Origin of the sequence: Methylorubrum aminovorans, assembly GCF_022179725.1 — a bacterium.
Taxonomy (GTDB): Bacteria; Pseudomonadota; Alphaproteobacteria; order Rhizobiales; family Beijerinckiaceae; genus Methylobacterium; species Methylobacterium aminovorans.
The window spans coordinates 68,111-86,601 of the sequence record NZ_BPRC01000005.1 but is presented as its reverse complement, the minus strand read 5'-3'; the positions used below and the strand labels follow the sequence as shown (position 1 = coordinate 86,601).

Sequence of the window (18,491 nt, the reverse complement as noted above, 5' to 3'; positions counted from 1 at the left end):
TCATCGAATATCGCGCGTCGGGCTTGTCCGCCCCGCGCGCCTGACGAGACTGTACTGTCCCATGGATCTGCCGACCGTCGCGATCGTCGGACGCCCGAATGTCGGCAAGTCGACCCTGTTCAACCGGCTGGTCGGGCGCAAGCTCGCGCTCGTCGACGACCGCCCCGGCGTGACCCGCGACCGCCGCGAGGGCGAGGGCTTCATCGGTGACGTTGCCTTCCGCGTCATCGACACCGCCGGCCTCGAGGAGGCGGATGCCGATTCGCTGCTCGGCCGCATGCGCGCCCAGACCGAGGCCGCGATCCTCGAGGCCGACGCGGTTCTGTTCGTGATCGATGCTCGCGCCGGCGTCCTGCCGTCCGACCGGCCCTTCGCCGAACTGGTGCGCCGCTCCGGCTGCCCCGTCATTCTCATCGCCAACAAGGCCGAGGGCGGGGCCGGGATGGCGGGTGCCTACGACGCATTCTCGCTGGGGCTCGGTGATCCGATCCCCTTCTCCGCCGAGCACGGCGAGGGTCTGGGCTCACTCCAGGATGCCCTGCGCGAGGTTCTGCCCGAGCCGGACGATGAGGAGGAGGACGAGGAGGGCGGCAAGGGCCTGCGCGTCGCCATCGTCGGGCGGCCGAACGCGGGCAAGTCCACCCTGATCAACCGGATGATCGGCGAGGAGCGCCTGCTGGTCGGACCCGAGGCCGGCATCACCCGCGATTCGATCTCGCTGGATTGGGAGTGGCGCGGGCGCCGGATCAAGCTGCACGACACCGCCGGCATGCGCCGCCGGGCCCGCATCGACGACAAGCTGGAAAAGCTCGCGGTCTCGGACGGATTGCGCGCCGTGCGCTTCGCCGAGGTCGTGGTCGTGCTCCTCGACGCGACGATTCCCTTCGAGAAGCAGGATCTCACCATCGTCGATCTCGTCGAGAGCGAGGGGCGCGCCCTGGTGATCGGCCTCAACAAGTGGGATCTCGTTGCCGACCAGCCGGGGCTGCTGAAGTCCCTGCGCGAGGATTGCACCCGCCTGCTGCCGCAGGTCCGCGGCGTCTCGGTGGTGCCGCTCTCAGGCCTTGCCGGCGAGGGCATCGACAAGCTGATGCAGGCAGTGGTCGATGCCTCCGAGGTGTGGAGCCGGCGCGTCTCGACGGCGCGGATCAATGCGTGGCTCACCGACGCGCTCCAGCGCAACCCGCCGCCCGCGGTCTCAGGGAGGCGCATCAAGATCCGCTACGCCACCCAGGTGAAGAGCCGCCCGCCGCACTTCGCCCTGTTCGGCAACCAGCTCGACGCCCTGCCGAAATCCTACACCCGCTATCTCGTCAACGGCCTGCGTGAGGCCTTCGACCTGCCCGGTACGCCGATCCGGCTGTCCCTGCGCACGTCCAAGAACCCGTTCGACAAGAGCTGAGAATCGGCTTGAGGAGACGGTTTCGTCCCGTCTCTGCCTGGGCGCGGGGGACAAAGAAAACATCGTTCTCCCAGGAACCGATCGCGGAGGGATTCGCTCTCTTCAAGAGCCAATCATTGGGATGCCGAACCCTTGCTCGCCGGGAGCGAGGTCTTAGTTTTCGGCCTCCTCTCGCATGGATCGCTTTTCGATGGCCGGATCGTCCTCCGCCGCCGCGCGGCCGACGAAATTCGGTGAGCCCCGCACGCTCGCCCTCCTGGCGCTCGCCGCCCTGGCCACGCTCGTCGTGATCGCGGCGGTTTGGACCCTTCTCGCCGGTGGCGCGGGCGGGGACACGGTCCAGGCGGTGAGCGAGGGGCTGGCGAGCCGCGGCTTCTGGACCGCCGTCGCGGTCGGGCTCGCGGCGCAGACTGTCGATGGCGCGCTCGGCATGGCCTACGGCATCACTTCGACCACCTTCCTGCTCTCCACCGGGGTGCCGCCGGCGGCGGCCTCGGCCTCGGTGCATGTCGCCGAGATCTTCACCACCGCCTTCTCCGGCCTGTCGCACTGGCGACTCGGCAACGTGAACGGGGCGCTGTTTCGACGCCTGCTGATCCCCGGCGCGATCGGCGCGGTGGCGGGCGCGTATCTCCTCACATCGGTCGATGGCGAGACCATCAAGCCGTTCGTCTCGGTCTACCTGCTGGTGATGGGTCTCTATGTCCTGTCGAAGGCGTTCCGCACCCTGAAGACCCGCCGCGAGCCGCCGCGCGCGGTGGTGCCGCTGGCGCTCGGCGGCGGCTTCGTCGACGCGGTCGGCGGCGGCGGGTGGGGGCCGGTGGTGACGACGACGCTGGTCGGCGGCGGGCAGGATCCGCGCACCTCCATCGGCACGGTCAACGCGGCGGAGTTCTTCATCGCGCTGGCGAGCGGCCTCTCCTTCAGCCTGCTCGGCGGGCTGACCCACTGGACCACCATCGCTGGCCTCGTCGTCGGCGGGCTGTTCGCGGCACCGATCGCCGCGCTTCTGGTGCGGGTGATCCCGGCGCGGGCGCTGATGGTCGTGGTCGGGCTGCTGATCGCGGTCTTGAGCCTCGTGAACCTCGCCGGGCTGTTCGGCTAAAGCCTCAGCTCTCCCGGCTCACCCGGCCCGCGTCGTCTCGGCGAGCCAGTCGACCACCGCGTCGAGGGCCTGGCGGTTGCTGGTGTCGCCGCCGCGGGTGGCCTCGAACGCGGCGATCTGCCGGTCGGCGCTGGTGCCCTCGCGCAGGATGCGGCGGGCGTCGGCGACCTCTTCGGTGCAGCCGAGCGCCTCGGCGTCCTCGGCGATCAGCGAGAGCAGCGTGTCGAGGGCGGCCTCGAACGGGAACGCCTGTTCCGAGGCCTCGTCGATCAGCTCGGCCTCGATCCCGCTGCGCTGGGCCCGCCAGAGATTCTCCGCCGCGATCGCCCGCGACACGCCGGTGAGCCCCGCATTGATGTCGGGCCGGCGCTCGACCAGCCGCACGAGGCAGCGGAACAAAGCCGCCAGCACGATGGCGTCGGCGAGCCGGGTGCAGGAATCGGCGATGCGCAGTTCGAGCGTCGGGAACTTGATCGAGGGCCGTAAGGACCACCACAGGAAGCTCGCATCCTGGATCGAGCCGGCATTGGTCATGATCCGCACGTAGCGCGCGTAGGCCTCGGCATCGCCCATCAGGTCGGGCAGGCCGGTGCGGGGCAACTCGCCGAAAGCGCTGAGACGGTAGGCGGCGAGCCCCGTCGGCTTGCCCTGCCAGAACGGCGAGGAGGCCGAGAGCGCGAACAGCAGCGGCTGGAACGGCAGCAGCCGGTCCATCAGGGCCACGCGCCGGTCGGGGTCGGAGACCTCGACATGGACGTGCATGCCGCAGATCAGGCTGCGCCGCCCGGCCAGCCCCACATCGCGCAGGATGCCGCGGTAGCGGTCGCCCTTGGTCGGCAATTGCCGCGCCCAGTCGGCGATGGGGTGGGTGCCGGCGGCGAAGACGAGGAGCCCGTGCTCGGCCCCCAATTCCGCAAGCGCCTGCCGCTGCCGCATCAGCGACTCGTGGGCGGCCGGGAAGGCGGTCGAGGGCGGGGTGCAGACCTCGACCTGGCATTGCAGCAGCTCGCGCCCGATCTCCGGCAGCCGCTCGCCGGCCGCCTGATGGAACGGCTTGACCGAGCGGCGCGGGGTGCCGCGGGTCTCGGCATCGGCGAGGAAATACTCTTCCTCGATCCCGAACCGGTAGGGATGGGCGCTCATGCCGTAACGACTCCGACGACCGGCCGACGCGGGCTCTCGCCGGGGCCGGAGCCCGCGAGGGGAGCGCCGCGAAAGGACCTTGGCCGGGAGCAAGCCGTTTGCAGGGCCAAGAGTTCCGAAGGGTTCCGTGCGGGTTCCGCGCCGCGTGGCCGGGGACGCGACACCGTGGCCGCACGGCGGCGCTCGCGCCGGGGGCGGGGAGGGCGCTACAGCTCTTTTTCCCCTGCCGCTTCTCTCTCGCGACCATGCCCGAACTGCCCGAAGTCGAGACCGTGCGCCGGGGCCTCGCGCCTGCCATGGTCGGCGCGCGCTTCTCCCGCGTCATCCTGCGCCGGCCGAACCTGCGATTCCCCTTCCCCGAGCGCTTCGCCGAGCGGCTGGAGGGCGCCACCGTGCGCGACCTCGCGCGCCGGGCCAAATACCTCACCGCGCATCTCGATTCCGGCGAGAGCCTGATCCTGCATCTCGGCATGAGCGGGCGCTTCGACGTGCGGATGCCCGACGGCTCGAACCTCTCGCCGGGCGACTTCTACCTCGAAGGGGCGCTGGGCCAGCCCAAGCACGACCACGTGGTGATGGCTTTCGCCAACGGCGCCACGGTGACCTACAACGACACCCGCCGCTTCGGCTTCATGGACCTCGTGGCGACGCGCGATCTCGACACCTGCCGCCACTTCGCCGGCATGGGCGTCGAGCCGCTCTCGGACGCCCTCGACGCGGCCCTGCTCGCGCGGCTGTTCGCGAGAAAGATCACGCCGCTGAAGGCGGCGCTGCTCGACCAGCGCCTGATTGCGGGCCTGGGCAACATCTATGTCTGCGAGGCGCTGCACCGCTCGGGGCTCCACCCGGCCCTGCCGGCGGGCGCGCTGACCAAGCCCGATGGCTCGCCGGCACCGAAGGCCAAAAGGCTCGTCAAGGAGATCAAGGCGGTACTGACCGAGGCGGTGGCCGCCGGCGGCTCGACCCTGCGCGACTACGCCCGGCCGGACGGGGAGCGCGGCGCCTTCCAGCACGGGTTCCGCGTCTACGACCGGGTGGGCCATGCCTGCCCGACCCGAGGCTGCACCGGCCGGATCGGCCGGATCGTGCAGGGCGGGCGCTCGACCTTCTTCTGCGAGACCTGCCAAAAACTGCCGCTCCGATAAGGTCGCAACGTCGGAGAGGCCGGTTTCATCCCGCTTATGGTTTGCTGAAATTCGGCGCTCATCCGCCCTTCTTCAGGTCATTCGCCGCGCGAATGTTGAACGGTTCGGGGCCGCAACGCGTTCTTAGCTTCGCCACAGCACGGCAAAGCCCGTTTCCGCTCTTCCGGCGCGCTGTCCATTCACGGCGGTGCTTCGAAGGGCTCAACGACACGGAGGAACATCCATGCGCGCCATCAAGCTGCTTCCCGTCCTCGGCCTCATCGCCCTCGGCCTCGCCGCCTGCAAGGACGAGAAGAAGGACACCACCGGCACGACCACGCCTCCGGCCAGCACCACGACCACCGCCCCGGCGACGCCGCCGGCCACCCCGCCGGCCGCCGGCCAGACCACGGCACCGACCAACCCGCCCGCCGCGAACAAGCCTGCCGGGCAGCCGTAACGTCTCGGAATTTTCGCCGCCCGGCCGGTGGCCGTGGGCGCACGGACAGGGAGAAGGCTCGCCGGAAGGCGGGCCTTCTTGCGTTCAGGGCCTTAGGTCCTCGCGCTTGACAGGACACGTCTCATGAAACATGTAAAGTTACATGAGACGAGACAGCAAGCTTTCGGGGGTCCTCCACGTCCTCCTGCACATGGCCGAGATCGAGGGGCCGGTGACGTCCGAGTTCCTGGCCGGCGTGATGCAGACCAACCCCGTCGTGGTCCGGCGCATCATGGCCGGCCTGCGGGACCGGGGCTACGTCCGCTCGGAGAAGGGACATGGCGGCGGCTGGCGGATCGCCTGCAACCTCCGGGCCGTCACCCTGCGCGACGTCTACGAGGCGCTCGGTGCGCCCGAGATCTTCGCCATGGGCAATCGGAGCGAGGCGCCCGGCTGCCTCGTCGAGCAGGCGGTCAATGCCGCGATGGACGAGAGCTTCCGCGAGGCGGAGGCCCTTCTGATGACCCAGCTCGGCCGGATCACGCTGGCTGCGCTCAGCGCCGACTTCCACGCCCGCCTCGCCGCGCGCGGGGGCGACTTCAACCTGGAGACGGCCCATGCGGTATGATGCGATCGTTGTCGGCGGCAGCTTCGCCGGCCTCTCCGCGGCGCTCTACATCGCCCGCGCCCGCCGCAGGGTCTGCGTCGTCGATGCCGGCGCGCCCCGCAACCGGTTCGCGGCCGCCTCGCACGGCTTCTTCGCGCAGGACGGCGAGAACCCGCTGGCGATGATCGCGGCGGCTCGTGCCCAACTCGCGGCCTACCCGAACGCCACCCTCGTCACAGGGGAGGCGGTGTCGGCACGGGCGCAGGGCGACGGCTTCGCCGCCTCGCTCGCGGAGGGGCGGCGGCTCGAGGCCGCCAAACTCGTCCTCGCTTTCGGCATCAGCGACATCCTGCCCGACCTTCCGGGGCTGGCGGAGCGCTGGGGGGCGAGCGTGCTGCACTGCCCCTACTGCCACGGCTTCGAGTTTTCCGGGCGCGTTCTCGGCGTGCTGTATGCCGGGCCGAAATCGGTCCACCAGGCGGAGCTCGTCGCGGAATGGGGGCCGACCACGCTCTTCCTGAACGGGAATCCGGCGCCGGACGCAGAGGCCGCGGCGCGGCTCGCCGCGCGCAAGGTCAGGATCGAACCCGGCCCGGTCCGGGCGCTCGCGGGCGACGGCGGCGCCCTGTCGGCCGTCGTCATGGCGGATGGCCGGACGGTTGCGCTCGACGCCCTCTTCGTCGGCCCCCGGTACCGCCTCAACAGCCCGATCGCCGAGGGACTCGGCTGCGCCGTGGACGAGGGGATGCTCGGCCCGACGATCCGCACCGACGCGATGAAGGAGACGACGGTGCCCGGCGTCTACGCGGCCGGGGACGCGGCCCGGTTTCCCCATAGCGTGGCCTGGGCGTCGGCCGACGGCGTGACGGCGGGGGTGTCGCTGCATCAGGCGCTGGTGTTTCCGCGCTTGGCAGCGTGAGGAGGACGAGGTCGGGCTCTCAGTCGCCCGGCGGTCCGATCGATTGATTTCGACTTGCCGGCGCGTGCCGCGGCGATCAGTCTGAGGCCGGGCGCGGCGCGATTGCCTCGATCCGAGCTGTCCTCGATGGGATCGAAGTTCAGATGCAGCGGCTTCGATCGCCTCGGCGCCTCGCACCGATCGTCCTGGCGCTCGGCGTCATGTCGGGTTGGCCCGGAAGCGCATTCGGCCAAGCCATCACCCGGGCGCAGGTCGAGGCGAACCTGCTGGCCCTCGAAGCGCTGGCGCAGCGGGCCATCGCTGCGGGCGACGTGCCGGGCCTCGCGATCGCGGTCGTCCACGGCGACGAGACGCTCTTCCTGAAAGGGTTCGGCCGCAGGGAAGCCGGAAAGCCCGATCCGGTCGGCCCGGATACGGTGTTTCAGATCGCGTCCCTGTCGAAGCCCGTGACCTCGACCATCGTGGCAGCCCTCGTCGGCGATGGCGTCGTCGACTGGGATTCGCGGATCGCCGATCTCGATCCTGCCTTCCGGCTCCACGAGCCCTATCCGGCCTCGCAGGTCACCGTGCGCGATTTCCTCAATCACCGCAGCGGCCTGCCTGGCCTGGCCGGGGACGACCTCGAGCAGATCGGATACGGTCGCGACGACATCCTTCGCCGGCTGCGCCTCGTGCGGCCGTCCTCCAGCTTCCGTGCCGGCTACTCCTACAGCAATTTCGGTTTCACCGAGGGCGCCGTGGCCGCCGCCGGGCCGACCGGTCAATCCTGGGACGTCGTGGCTCGGGAAAGGCTCTTCGGCCCCTTGGGCATGACATCGACGGGCACGACGTACGAAGCCTTTCTGACGCGCGACGACCGTGCCGCGCTCCATGTCCGGCGCGATGGCGTCTGGACGGCGGGGATCCGACGCGATCCCGACGCGCAGGCACCGGCCGGCGGCGTCAGTGCGAATGCCCGCGACCTCGCGCGCTGGATGCGGCTCGTGATCGGCAACGGCCGGTTCGAGGGCCGGCCGCTCGTCACCGCCGCGGCCCTGGCGCAGACGCATGGGCCGCTCACGGCACGCGGCACCAACCCCGTCACCGGCGGCGCCTCGTTCTACGGCCTGGGCTGGAATGTCGAGTACGGCCGCCACGGCCTCGTCTGGGGTCATGCGGGCGCTTTCAGCGTCGGCGCGCAGACCCTCGTCTCGATCCATCCGGACGCGAAGCTCGGCATCGTCCTTCTGACGAACGCCTTCCCGTCGGGCGTCCCGGAAGGCTTGGCCGACAGCTTCGCCGACCTCGTCTTCGACGGGCGGATCCGCAAGGACTGGCTGAAGGATTGGGGCGAGACCTACGGAACCCTGTTCGGGCCGAGCGCGGCGGCGAACCGCGCCGCCTACGCCCAGCCGCCGGCGAATGCCTCGGCCTCGCTCCCCCTGTCGGCCTATACCGGGCGCTACGCCAACGCCTATGTCGGCGACGCCGTGGTGGCGGAGGTCGGCGGTGGCCTGTCCTTGACGGTCGGGCCCGGCGGCGCGCGGACCTATCCGTTGCGGCACTTCGATCGCGACCTCTTCCTCTGCTTTCCGGATGCGGAGGCGCCGGACAATCCCTCCGCCATCCGTTTCACTGTCGGAAGCGGCGGCCGGGCCCATGCGGTGACGCTCGACGCGCTGAACGCGAACGGTCTCGGCACCCTCGATCGGTCGGGCGAATGAGCGCCGGTTCTCGGGCTTCGGCGGTCAACTCGCCGCGATCTCTCGCGTCGCCCGTCGCCCGGCCATCTCCTTGAGCACCCGCCCCAACTCCTGCGCCGAATACGGTTTCCGCAACAGCTCGAACCCGTGCGCGTCGTCCTGCGCCAGGACGTGGCTGTAGCCGGAGGTGAGCACCACCGGCAGATCCGGAAAACGCTCGCGCAGGATGCGGGCGAGCGCGATGCCGCCCATGCCGGGCATCACCACGTCAGAAAACACGGCCTCGAACGGTGTCTCGGCCCGCTCCAGCGCGACCAGGGCGGCCTCGGCGTTCTCGGCCCAGACCGGCTGGTGGCCGAGTTCCTCCAGGATCTGGGTGCAGAAGCGGCCGACCTCGACATTGTCCTCGACGACGAGGATGCGCAGATGCGCCTCGGTGCCCGTCTCCGGCCCCGGTCCGGCAGGGGTGGGGGCCGGAGGCGGGGCGGCGACCTCGGGCAGGTAGAGGGTGAAGGTGGTGCCCGCGCCCGCGCGGCTCTTCACGTCCACGTCTCCGCCCGACTGCTTGGCGAAGCCGATCACCTGGGACAGGCCGAGCCCGGTGCCCCGGCCAACCTCCTTGGTGGTGAAGAACGGCTCGAAGATGCGGGTGATGTCGGCGCTCGCGATGCCGGTGCCGGTGTCCACGACCGAGACCGCGACGAAGGGCCCGGTGGCGCCGGCATGGCCGCGGATCGGCGGCATCGGTGCGCCGCCGTCGAGGCGCAGCGTCAGGCGGCCCTCGCCGTCCATGGCATCGCGGGCGTTGACCGCCATGTTGACGAGCGCCGTCTCGAACTGGCTCGCGTCGGCGCGGACGTAGCAGGGGGCGCCGGGCAGGTCGGTGACCACGCGGATGCGCGCCCCGGTCACCGAATCGAGCATCTCCGCGATGCTGCGCAGCCGCTCGCCGACGTCGAAGGTCTCGGGCTTGAGCGCTTGGCGCCGGGCGAAGGCGAGGAGCTGGCCCGTCAGCTTCGCCGCCCGGTCCACGGTGTCGGAGACGGCATCGAGGTAGCGGCGCTTGCGCTCGGGCGCGAGGCCGGGCCGGCGCAGGAACTCCACCGAGGAGCGGATGATGGTGAGCAGGTTGTTGAAGTCGTGGGCGACGCCGCCGGTGAGCTGGCCCACCGCCTCCAGCTTCTGCGACTGGCGCAGCGCCTCCTCCGCGTGGCGCTGCTCGGTGATGTCGCGGCCGAAGCCGTAGAGCAGGCCGTCGGCGGGTACGATGGTCCAGAGCACCCTGCGGGTGCCGCCGTCCCGGGTCAGGCAGGTCAGTTCGAGGTCGGTGGAGGCGCCGGCCGCGAGCCGCTCCAGCGCCGCCTCGGCCGCCGGACGATCCTCGGGGGCGAAGAAATCGGGCACGCAGCGGCCCACCGTCTCGGCCTGCGCCCAGCCCAGCGTCCGGCTCCACGAGGGATTCACCGCCCCGATCCGCCCGTCGGGGGAGGCGACGACCTTGAGCACCGGCGAGAGCGTCCAGACGCGGTCGCGGTCGCGCCGCTGCGCCACCACCTCCGCCTCCAGGTCGGCGGCTTTGGAATGGAGCAGGTGCTCGAGGCGCCGCCGCGCCGTGATGTCCTGGAACAGCACCGCGACCTGCCGGCGCGCGGGCGGCTCGATGCGGAAGGCGGCGAGTTCGAGGTAGCGCCCGGTGGCGACCAGCTCGCGCTGGAAGCGGATCGGCCGGCCGGTGCGCAGGACGTCGCCGTAGAGCGCGAGCCAGCCCTCGGCTTCATCGCCGACGATCTCGCGCAGGCGTTTTCCCGCGACATTCTCGATGCCGGCATGCTGCGCGTAGGCGCGGTTGGCGGTGACGTGGACGTAGTCGCTCAGGGGGCCGTGCGGGCCGTCGATGAACTCGATGACGCAGTAGCCCTCGTCCATCTGCTCGAACAGCGTGCGGTAATGCTGTTCGCTCTCGGCCAGCGCCGTGCGCTGGGCCCGCTGCTCGGTCACGTCCCGCACCACGCCCACGAGCCGCACGGGCACGCCGTCCAGGTCGTGCTCGATCTCAACGGTGCGGGCGATCCAGCGCGGCAGGCCGGTCAGCGGATCGCGGAGGCGGTAGACCGCCTCTCCGGCCTGCGCATCGCCCGAGGGGATCGCCGCCGGGTCCTCCGCCGCGAGCCGTTCGGCCAGCGCGGCGAGGGGATAGGCCGCGCGCAGCTCCAGGCCGTGCAGGCGGCAGAAGGCGGGACTCGGATGCAGCACGCCCTCGCGCAGGTCGAGGGTGAACACGCCGATCCCGGCGGCGTCCTGCGCGCGGGCGAGGGCCTCTCGCGCGGCCGGCAACGGCTCCGCAATCCGAAGGCGCGCCGGTTCGACGCTCGGTTCCGCGACGATGGGGAGACTCTCGGTCATGCTCACGCCGGCACATGTAGCACGCCGCCGGCCGGCACAAGCGCGACTGTTTGGCTGGAAAGCAGTCTTGTCGCCGCGATCAGCCGAGATCGAGTTCCGGATAATGCCGGAAGATTCCCTCTTCGTTGAACGGGATGCACCGCTCGCTGACACGGTAGGCCGCGATGCGCGGCAGCGCTCCGATCCGTTCCGCATGGGCGGCGACCTGCGGCGCCTGCGCCAGCGCCCGAGCCGCGGCCTTCGGGAATGCATAGCGCAGCCCCTCCACGAGCTGGAACAGAGAGGTGTCGGCGTAGCTGACGGCGCCGCCCACCAAGTGCTGCGGCCCGGCCGGGTTGCCGGCAAGCACCCGCTCGAACCAAGCCAGGAATTTCGGGATGCGGTTCTCGCAGAAATCCGCGGCCCGGCGGCGCGCCTCCGGCCGCTGGTCCTCGTAGTACAGGCCGACGCCGACCGGGTGATGGGTGTCGTGGGCCTCCGCTACCATGTCGGCGATCGTGAGCTGGATCTGGTGCGTCCAGATCCGGTCGGCCTCGTCCGCACCGACGAGGCCGAGGCGCGGGCCGAGATAGAGCAGGATCGCCGCGGTCTGGCCGATCACGAGATCGCCGTCCCTGAGGTAGGGCGGGGCGAAGGGCGGGCGGACCGGCTCATCCTCCAAGCCATCCATCATCGCCGCGATGCCGCCGCCCGCCTCCTCGGGCAGGCGGGCGACATCGACGTAATCCGCCCCCGCTGCTTCGAGGGCGAGGCGCACGAACTCGCCGCGGCCGGGGATCATCGGCCAGTAGTGCAGCTCGTAGGCCATCGCCGATCCCCTCCGTCATTCACCAGCCGCCGCGTTCCTCGCGGCTGGGCGCCCGGCCCTGGGGCGTCAGGGCGTCGATCACGCCGGGCAGGGCCTGCGCCAGTTGCGCCAGCAGATCCTCGCGCGGCAAGCCGGTCTCGCGGCTGAGGCTGTCGACGGTGCCGGGACCCAGGGCCTCGGCGAGGCGGTTCGGCGCGATCTCGCGGTTAGGGCCTTGGCCGATCCACGAGCCGATCACGTCGCCCAGCCCACTGCGCTCGAAGCTCTGGATCAGGCCATCGAGCCCGGCCGCGGCGGGGCCGCCCCCGTCCTGCGGCTCCCGGTCGAGCCCCGCATAGGGACCCCCGCCGGGCGAACGGCTGCCGGAGGCGCCGTCACCGGGGCCGTCGAGCATGCCCGCGAGATCGCTGAAATCCCCGCCGGTCTCGTCGCCGCGCGCGGGCGGACCGCTGCGCCGGCCCTGGTTGAACCCACCGAAATCACCGTCGTCGGCGCCTGGGCTCGGCAGAGGAGAGCCGCCGCCCTCGTCCCGCCCCCGCCCGAAGATGTCGCCGAGGCCGCCGCTCGCGCCCTTGGCGAGCAACAGCATGAGCAGCGCCTTGACCACCGGCGAGGCCAGCGCCCCGCCGCGTCCGCCCCCTAGAACCTGTCCGACGACTCCGCCGATGACCTGATCGAGCAGCCCCATCCGTCTCCTCCCGCCGGTTCACGCCGCCTCCAGAGTGTCTGGAAGCGCGCTCTCACGCCGAACCGGTATCCCCTTCGGCCGAGCGCGCTCAGGCGGCCCTGCCGGTCCAACGGCGAGCCTCGGGATGAGGTTGCGGATCAGTTCTCGTAGCTTGTCCGAAACGGCTTCGAGAGGTGATCGGTCGGATTGGTGCGCACGGTCTTCCCGCTGCTCCGACCCTCGGGCATCACCGAGGTCGAGGAGCGGATCGCGCTCGGGGCCGAGACCTCGCCGGTCGGCCGCTCGGCGGATCGCGCGTTGCCGCGCACCGTGTCGGTGCCGGAGGGCAGGGTGCCGGCGGTGGGCTGGTCGTTGGGGTTGGCCACGCTCTGTGCCAGAGCTGACGTGGACAGGATCAGGCTGCCGAGGAGGGCAGCCAGAGCCGCCCGGCCGAGGAGGGTGGGGAATCGCATCGGTCGGCTCCTTCAGGCTACGCGCTGCCGACCGGGCTCACGGCGGAGCCGACCGGAGTTGCAGGATCTGAAGGGCCAATCCCGGTTGCTGGCCAAGGTTCCGCACGCGGTGGTTTCGAGCGGTCTCAGCCTCGAGCTCAGCCGCGCTTGCGCCCGCCGCCGCCCTTGTAGCGCGGTTTCTGGCCGCCCAACCCCTGCGTCGAGCGCGCCTTCGGCCGCTCCTGCCAAGGCACGGCCCCGGCCGGCAATTCGCGGTCGGTACCCGGCCCCATATTTTCGAGGGTGGGCTTCGCGATCCGGCTGCCCTTCTGCCCGTAGCGTCCGGCCTCGCGCTCCACGTCGCCCTGCCGCGCCATCGGATCGTCGGAGACCATCAGCTCGGTGGCTTGCAGACGCTTCAACTCGTCGCGAAGCCGCGCTGCCTCCTCGAAGTCGAGATCGGCGGCGGCCGCGCGCATCCGCTTCTCCAGATCGGCCATGACGGCCTTGAGGTTGTGGCCGACGGTGATCGCGTCCTTGGCGAGCCCCGTATCGACGCGGACGTGGTCGCGCTCGTACACGCTCTCGAGGATGTCGGCGATGCCGCGCTTGACCGATTGCGGCGTGATGCCGTGCTCGGCGTTGTAGGCGAGCTGCTTGGTGCGGCGGCGCTCGGTCTCGGCCATCGCCCGCTCCATCGAGCCGGTGATGGTGTCCGCGTAGAGGATGCAGCGGGCATCCGCGTTGCGGGCCGCGCGGCCGATAGTCTGGATCAGAGACGTTTCGGAGCGCAGAAACCCTTCCTTATCCGCGTCGAGGATCGCCACCAACGCGCATTCGGGGATGTCGAGGCCCTCGCGCAGCAGGTTGATGCCGATCAGGACATCGAAGGCGCCGAGCCGGAGATCACGGATGATCTCGATCCGCTCCAGGGTGTCGATGTCGGAGTGCATGTAGCGCACCCGCACCGAGTTCTCGTGCAGGTACTCGGTCAGATCCTCGGCCATGCGCTTGGTCAGCGTCGTCACAAGCGTGCGGTAGCCGGCCTGGGCCACCGCGCGGACCTCGCCGAGCAGGTCGTCCACCTGGGATCTCGCCGGGCGGATCTCGATCACCGGATCGACGAGGCCGGTGGGGCGGATCACCTGCTCGGCGAAGACGCCGGCCGTGCGCTCCATCTCCCACTTGGCCGGGGTGGCCGAGACGTGGATCGATTGCGGGCGCATCGCGTCCCATTCCTCGAACCGCAAGGGGCGGTTGTCGAGGCAGGAGGGTAGGCGGAAGCCGTACTCGGCGAGCGTCGCCTTGCGGCGGAAGTCGCCGCGATACATGCCGCCGATCTGCGGCACGGTGACGTGGCTCTCGTCGGTGAAGACGAGGGCGTTGTCGGGCAGGTACTCGAACAGGGTCGGCGGCGGCTCGCCGGGCTTGCGGCCCGTCAGGTAGCGCGAATAATTCTCGATGCCGTTGCAGGCGCCGGTCGCCTCGATCATCTCGATGTCGAAGGTGCAGCGCTGCTCCAGCCGCTGCGCCTCGATCAGGCGGCCCATCCGGGTCAGTTCCTCGACGCGCTGTTTCAGCTCGGTCTTGATGCCCTTGATCGCCTGCTGGAGGGTGGGGCGCGGCGTGACGTAGTGCGAGTTGGCGTAGACTTTGACGAACTTCAGCTCGTTGAGCTTCTTGCCCGTCAGCGGGTCGAACTCGACGATCGATTCCACTTCGTCGCCGAACAGGCCGATGCGCCAGCCGCGATCCTCCAAGTGGGCCGGCCACAGCTCGATCACGTCGCCGCGCACCCGGAAGGTGCCGCGGGCAAAGTCCGACTGGATGCGCTTGTACTGTAGCGCCACGAGGTCGGCGATGAGCTGGCGCTGCTCGATCCGCTCGCCGAGCGAGACGGTGAACGACATCGCCGTGTAGGTCTCGACCGAGCCGATACCGTAGATGCACGAGACCGAGGCGACGATGATCACATCGTCCCGCTCCAGCAGGGCGCGGGTGGCGGAGTGGCGCATCCGGTCGATCTGCTCGTTGATCGAGGATTCCTTCTCGATGAAGGTGTCCGAGCGCGGGACGTAGGCTTCCGGCTGATAGTAGTCGTAGTACGAGACGAAATACTCGACCGCGTTGTCGGGAAAGAAGCTCTTGAACTCGCCGTAGAGTTGTGCGGCGAGCGTCTTGTTCGGCGCCAGGATCAGGGCCGGGCGCTGCGTCTCCTCGATGACCTTGGCCATCGTGAAGGTCTTTCCCGAACCCGTGACGCCGAGCAGCACCTGATCGCGCTCGGCGGTTTTGACGCCTGCCACCAATTCGGCGATGGCCCTGGGCTGGTCGCCGGCCGGCGTGAACTCGGATTTCAGCGTGAACTTGTAGCCGCCCTCCGACTTGGCCGGGCGCTCGGGCCGGTGCGGCACCCAGGCCTCGCCGTTCTTGAACAGCGGATTGCCTTCGGTGAGCAGCCGTTCCAGCGCTTCCACCGTGGCCGAGACGCGCTCTGTCGCGAGCGAGGGCGCGTCCGCCTCGGGCCCGGCTTCGGGCGCCGGGCCGTCATCGGGCGGAACGAGGCCGAGCGCCTGGGCCAGACGCGGATCGACGTCGGCCGCATCGCCGATGGCGAAGCCCGCCTGCGGCGCCTCGGCGAAGCCGTCCTGCGCGATTTTTTTATACGCTTTCGCCTCGCCGGCCTCGGTCTTCCGGCCGCGTCCCTTCCGGGCGGGCTCGGGCTGAGGCACCGGCTCGACCGCCTTCGGACGGTTGCGGTTGAGAGCCGGGTTGAGCAGCGCGGCGAGATGCTCGTCGAGCGGTATCAGCGCGGGCTTGTCGGCCTTCGCCGCAGTGTTCGAGGTCGCCTTGGCCGGTGTTTTGGCCGTTGCCTTGGCGGGCGCTTGGGCCGGGCTCACGCGCGGATTCTTGGGTGCGGGCATGGCGGCAATATGGGCCCGTCGGGCGATCTCCGGAAGAGTCCGAATGGTCCGAGATTGTCCCGCCTTGCGGCCGTTTCGGGCTCGGACTAGCTTTATTGCGTTTCCACATCAGGGAGACCGTCATGAAAACGGTCAGCCTCCGCGAGGCCGAGGCGGATCTGCCGCGGCTGATCGAGGCGGCGTCGCGCGGCGAGCCGTTCGTCATCGCCGAAAATGGTCGGCCCCTGGTCCGGGTCGTGCCGGCGGAGGTCGAGCCGCTACGCACGCGACGTATCGGCTTCCTCGCCGGGCAGATATCGGTGCCGGACGATTTCAACACAATGTTTCAGGACGAGATCATCCGATTGTTCGGGGGCGAAGAGGAGAAGTGAGGCTTCTCCTCGACACACACTTGCTGATCTGGGTTGCCGAAGGATCCGATCGGTTGCCGGCGTTGATTCGCACCTTGATCGAGGATCCGGCCATCACGCCTGTCTTTAGCATCGCGAGTGTCTGGGAAATCGCGATCAAGCGCAGCCTTGGCCGGTCAGACTTCAAGATCGACAGCCGCATCCTGTACCGTGGACTGGTCGAGAACGGCTACGAAGAGCTGCCCGTTCTCGGAAAGCATGCCGTCGCGGTGGAGGGGCTTCCCCTGATCCACAAAGACCCGTTCGACCGGCTTTTGGTCGCTCAAGCGACGGTGGAGGGTATCACGCTCCTGACCTCCGATGTCCTCGTCGCCCGCTATCCTGGCCCGATCCGGCGGGTGTGATCTCAGGCGCGGTCATTTCATCTTTCTTGCCTTTGCGGGACGTCATCTCGCTCAGTCGAACAAGCGCCGCTTGACGGCTCTGCGTCCGCGTGTACTTTGCACTGCAAAGCATGCCCTGATGCCGGAAGGCGACCCTCATGCGTGACACCCACGGCGACCTCGACAAGGCCCTGGCCGACATCGTCGCGATCCGGATGCAGATCGCTCGGGACACGGCGTTCCGCGGCCTCGGCGCGGCGACGCTGGCCGCGACCGGCGTTCTCGCCCTTGTCGTCGCGGGCGCCCAGGACTGGCTGCTCGACGATCCGACCGCGCGGCCGGTCGTCTTCTTCGGCCTGTGGATCGCCGCTGCCGTCACCGCCTGCGCCTTGATCGGGTTCGAGGCGGTGCGCCGCTCGCGCCGGGTCCATTCGGGGCTGGCCGACGCGATGGTGTTCAACGCCATTGAAGGGTTTTTGCCCGCGGGCGGGGCCGGGTTGTGTCTGGGGCTCGTCTTCGCCCGCTTCGCGCCGGACCAGCTCTGGATGCTGCCGGGCCTGTGGCAGGTGTTGGTCGGGCTCGGCCTGTTCGCCTCCGCCCGCATCCTGCCCCGCACCGTGCCGCTGGCGGGCGCGTGGTACCTGCTCGCCGGGCTCACCGTCCTGGCGCTCGCCAGCGAGACGCGCCACCTCTCGCCCTGGCTGATGGGCGTGCCCTTCGCGGTGGGCCAGGGGCTCCTCGCCGCCATCATCCACCGCCATTCGAGCCAAGCTGACGGATCCGCCGACGGAGACGCCGATGCCGACCTCTGATCGCCCCGAAGCGCGCTTCTCCTACGAGGGGCTCGACCGGATCATCCACGAGCGGGCGCGGCTCTCGGTGCTGACCTCCCTGGTCTCGCATCCCCGCGGCCTCGCCTTCCCCGATCTGAAACGCCTGTGCGGGCTCACCGACGGCAATCTCAGCCGCCACCTCGCCGTTCTGCAGGAGGCCGACCTCGTCAGTCTGGAGAAGGGCTACGACCAGAACCGGCCGCAGACCCTGTGCCGCCTGACGCCCTCCGGTCGCACCCGCTTCCTCGACTATCTCGGGGTGCTGGAGCAGGTGGTGCGCGACGCGGCTCAAGCCGCCGGCAGGCCACAAAGCGTCGCCGGCAGGCCGCAAGGCGCCGCCGGCCGATCCCCATCGACCGAAGACCGGCCCGCCGGCCACGACCGTTCCGGCCTCGCCGAACCGGTCTGACGACTCGTCACGCGCAATCTCGTCGAACGCCGCATCTCCCACTCGTCCCGAAGGCTGCCCGGAGACTTTATGATGCAAAGCCCTCTCGATCGCAGATCCGCTCTGCACGCGGCGATCATCATGGACGGCAACGGCCGATGGGCGAGCGCCCGCAGCCTACCCCGGAGCGCGGGCCACCGGGCCGGCGTCAAGACGATCCAGCGGGTGGCGGAGGCCGCCCCCGCCCTCGGCATCGGCACGCTGACGCTCTACGCCTTCTCCAGCGACAACTGGCGCCGCCCGGCCGAGGAGGTCGGCGGGCTGATGCGTCTGCTGCGGGCCTATCTGCGCGGTGAGACCGACCGGCTCGCCCGCAGCGGCACCCGGCTAACGGTGATCGGCCGCCGCGATCGCCTGCCGGCAGGCATCCCGGAGGCGATCGCACGGGCCGAGGCCGCGACCGCCGCGGGCGACCGGCTGCACCTGCGCATCGCCGTCGACTACTCCTCGCGCGACGCGATCCTCGCCGCCGCCGCCCGGCTCGGGCCGGAGGGCCTTAGCCGCGACGGTCTGAGCGAGGCCCTGGGGACGGACGGGGATGTCGATCTTCTGATCCGGACGGGGGGCGAGAAGCGGCTCTCCGACTTCCTGCTCTGGGAGGTGGCCTACGCGGAGCTGCACTTCACCGAGCGGATGTGGCCCGATTTCGGCACCGCCGACCTCGCCGCCGCGGTCGCCGATTTTTCCGCCCGCGACCGCCGATACGGGGGTTTGAACCCGCCCGCGGTGCCGCAGGCCGCCTGAGCCCTTCAGGCTGGACGAAGCCCGCCCAAACGCCACATGCAAGGAGCCGATCCCGCCA

Annotated in this window: 18 protein-coding genes; 12 read left to right on the top strand and 6 right to left on the bottom strand. The window is 70.2% G+C overall.

The genetic code is table 11. From position 1 onward, the window contains the following. Positions 1 to 61: 61 nt before the first annotated feature. The gene (der, locus tag MFF24_RS09555) at positions 62 to 1,402 is read left to right on the top strand and encodes a ribosome biogenesis GTPase Der (protein WP_166060596.1); all 1,341 of its coding nucleotides are present in this window, start codon (positions 62 to 64) and stop codon (positions 1,400 to 1,402) included. A 190-nt stretch (positions 1,403 to 1,592) separates the two neighbouring features. Continuing rightward, the gene (locus MFF24_RS09550; RefSeq protein ID WP_238224233.1) at positions 1,593 to 2,507 is read left to right on the top strand and encodes a sulfite exporter TauE/SafE family protein; all 915 of its coding nucleotides are present in this window, start codon (positions 1,593 to 1,595) and stop codon (positions 2,505 to 2,507) included. 18 nt (positions 2,508 to 2,525) lie between these two features. Here MFF24_RS09550 and MFF24_RS09545 read toward each other — a convergent pair whose 3' ends face one another. Beyond that, entirely contained in the window at positions 2,526 to 3,650 is a 1,125-nt protein-coding gene (locus tag MFF24_RS09545; RefSeq protein ID WP_238224232.1) for a carboxylate-amine ligase, read from the bottom strand. A gap of 245 nt (positions 3,651 to 3,895) precedes the next feature. Between MFF24_RS09545 and mutM the strand changes: the two genes are divergently transcribed. The 5 genes from mutM (at position 3,896) to MFF24_RS09520 (ending at position 8,442) form a co-directional block, all read left to right on the top strand. Next, positions 3,896 to 4,795 (top strand): bifunctional DNA-formamidopyrimidine glycosylase/DNA-(apurinic or apyrimidinic site) lyase, encoded by a 900-nt coding sequence (mutM, locus tag MFF24_RS09540; RefSeq protein WP_238224231.1) that lies wholly within the window; start codon positions 3,896 to 3,898, stop codon positions 4,793 to 4,795. Between the two features lie 223 nt (positions 4,796 to 5,018). After that, positions 5,019 to 5,234, top strand: coding sequence for a hypothetical protein (locus tag MFF24_RS09535; protein WP_108941768.1), 216 nt, complete (start codon positions 5,019 to 5,021; stop codon positions 5,232 to 5,234). A gap of 142 nt (positions 5,235 to 5,376) precedes the next feature. Then, a complete protein-coding gene (locus tag MFF24_RS09530; RefSeq protein ID WP_238224230.1) occupies positions 5,377 to 5,841 on the top strand; it encodes an Rrf2 family transcriptional regulator in 465 nt (154 codons plus the stop codon). Further along, positions 5,831 to 6,739 carry an NAD(P)/FAD-dependent oxidoreductase gene (locus MFF24_RS09525; protein ID WP_238224228.1) on the top strand — a complete coding sequence of 303 codons (909 nt, stop codon included), beginning with the start codon at positions 5,831 to 5,833 and terminating at the stop codon, positions 6,737 to 6,739. Before MFF24_RS09530 ends, MFF24_RS09525 begins: the two co-directional genes overlap by 11 nt. 143 nt (positions 6,740 to 6,882) lie before the next feature. Next, the gene (locus MFF24_RS09520; protein ID WP_238224226.1) at positions 6,883 to 8,442 is read left to right on the top strand and encodes a serine hydrolase; all 1,560 of its coding nucleotides are present in this window, start codon (positions 6,883 to 6,885) and stop codon (positions 8,440 to 8,442) included. A 24-nt stretch (positions 8,443 to 8,466) separates the two neighbouring features. Here the strand turns inward: MFF24_RS09520 and MFF24_RS09515 are convergent, their stop codons facing one another. From MFF24_RS09515 to uvrB, 5 genes are all read right to left on the bottom strand, one after another. After that, the gene (locus tag MFF24_RS09515) at positions 8,467 to 10,824 is read right to left on the bottom strand and encodes a PAS domain-containing protein (protein ID WP_238224224.1); all 2,358 of its coding nucleotides are present in this window, start codon (positions 10,822 to 10,824) and stop codon (positions 8,467 to 8,469) included. 79 nt (positions 10,825 to 10,903) lie between these two features. Beyond that, positions 10,904 to 11,632, bottom strand: a complete 729-nt coding sequence (locus tag MFF24_RS09510; RefSeq protein ID WP_238224221.1) for a glutathione S-transferase — start codon at positions 11,630 to 11,632, stop codon at positions 10,904 to 10,906. 19 nt (positions 11,633 to 11,651) lie between these two features. After that, entirely contained in the window at positions 11,652 to 12,320 is a 669-nt protein-coding gene (locus tag MFF24_RS09505) for a YidB family protein (RefSeq protein ID WP_133089193.1), read from the bottom strand. 137 nt (positions 12,321 to 12,457) lie between these two features. Continuing rightward, complete coding sequence (locus MFF24_RS09500; protein ID WP_238224220.1) at positions 12,458 to 12,772, bottom strand: hypothetical protein; 315 nt, start codon at positions 12,770 to 12,772, stop codon at positions 12,458 to 12,460. Positions 12,773 to 12,909: 137 nt separating this feature from the next. Next, positions 12,910 to 15,675: an excinuclease ABC subunit UvrB gene (gene uvrB, locus MFF24_RS09495; RefSeq protein WP_238224219.1), complete on the bottom strand. Its 2,766-nt coding sequence runs from the start codon at positions 15,673 to 15,675 to the stop codon at positions 12,910 to 12,912. Between the two features lie 122 nt (positions 15,676 to 15,797). Here uvrB and MFF24_RS09490 point away from each other — a divergent pair, with 122 nt between their 5' ends. The 5 genes from MFF24_RS09490 (at position 15,798) to MFF24_RS09470 (ending at position 18,433) form a co-directional block, all read left to right on the top strand. Next, the gene (locus tag MFF24_RS09490; RefSeq protein ID WP_238224218.1) at positions 15,798 to 16,046 is read left to right on the top strand and encodes a type II toxin-antitoxin system Phd/YefM family antitoxin; all 249 of its coding nucleotides are present in this window, start codon (positions 15,798 to 15,800) and stop codon (positions 16,044 to 16,046) included. Next, positions 16,043 to 16,429 (top strand): type II toxin-antitoxin system VapC family toxin, encoded by a 387-nt coding sequence (locus tag MFF24_RS09485; RefSeq protein ID WP_166060607.1) that lies wholly within the window; start codon positions 16,043 to 16,045, stop codon positions 16,427 to 16,429. Before MFF24_RS09490 ends, MFF24_RS09485 begins: the two co-directional genes overlap by 4 nt. A gap of 137 nt (positions 16,430 to 16,566) precedes the next feature. After that, complete coding sequence (locus MFF24_RS09480) at positions 16,567 to 17,220, top strand: hypothetical protein (protein WP_238224217.1); 654 nt, start codon at positions 16,567 to 16,569, stop codon at positions 17,218 to 17,220. Next, the gene (locus tag MFF24_RS09475) at positions 17,207 to 17,650 is read left to right on the top strand and encodes a transcriptional regulator (protein WP_238224216.1); all 444 of its coding nucleotides are present in this window, start codon (positions 17,207 to 17,209) and stop codon (positions 17,648 to 17,650) included. Before MFF24_RS09480 ends, MFF24_RS09475 begins: the two co-directional genes overlap by 14 nt. Positions 17,651 to 17,722: 72 nt before the next feature. After that, complete coding sequence (locus MFF24_RS09470; RefSeq protein ID WP_238224213.1) at positions 17,723 to 18,433, top strand: di-trans,poly-cis-decaprenylcistransferase; 711 nt, start codon at positions 17,723 to 17,725, stop codon at positions 18,431 to 18,433. Positions 18,434 to 18,491 lie beyond the last annotated feature (58 nt).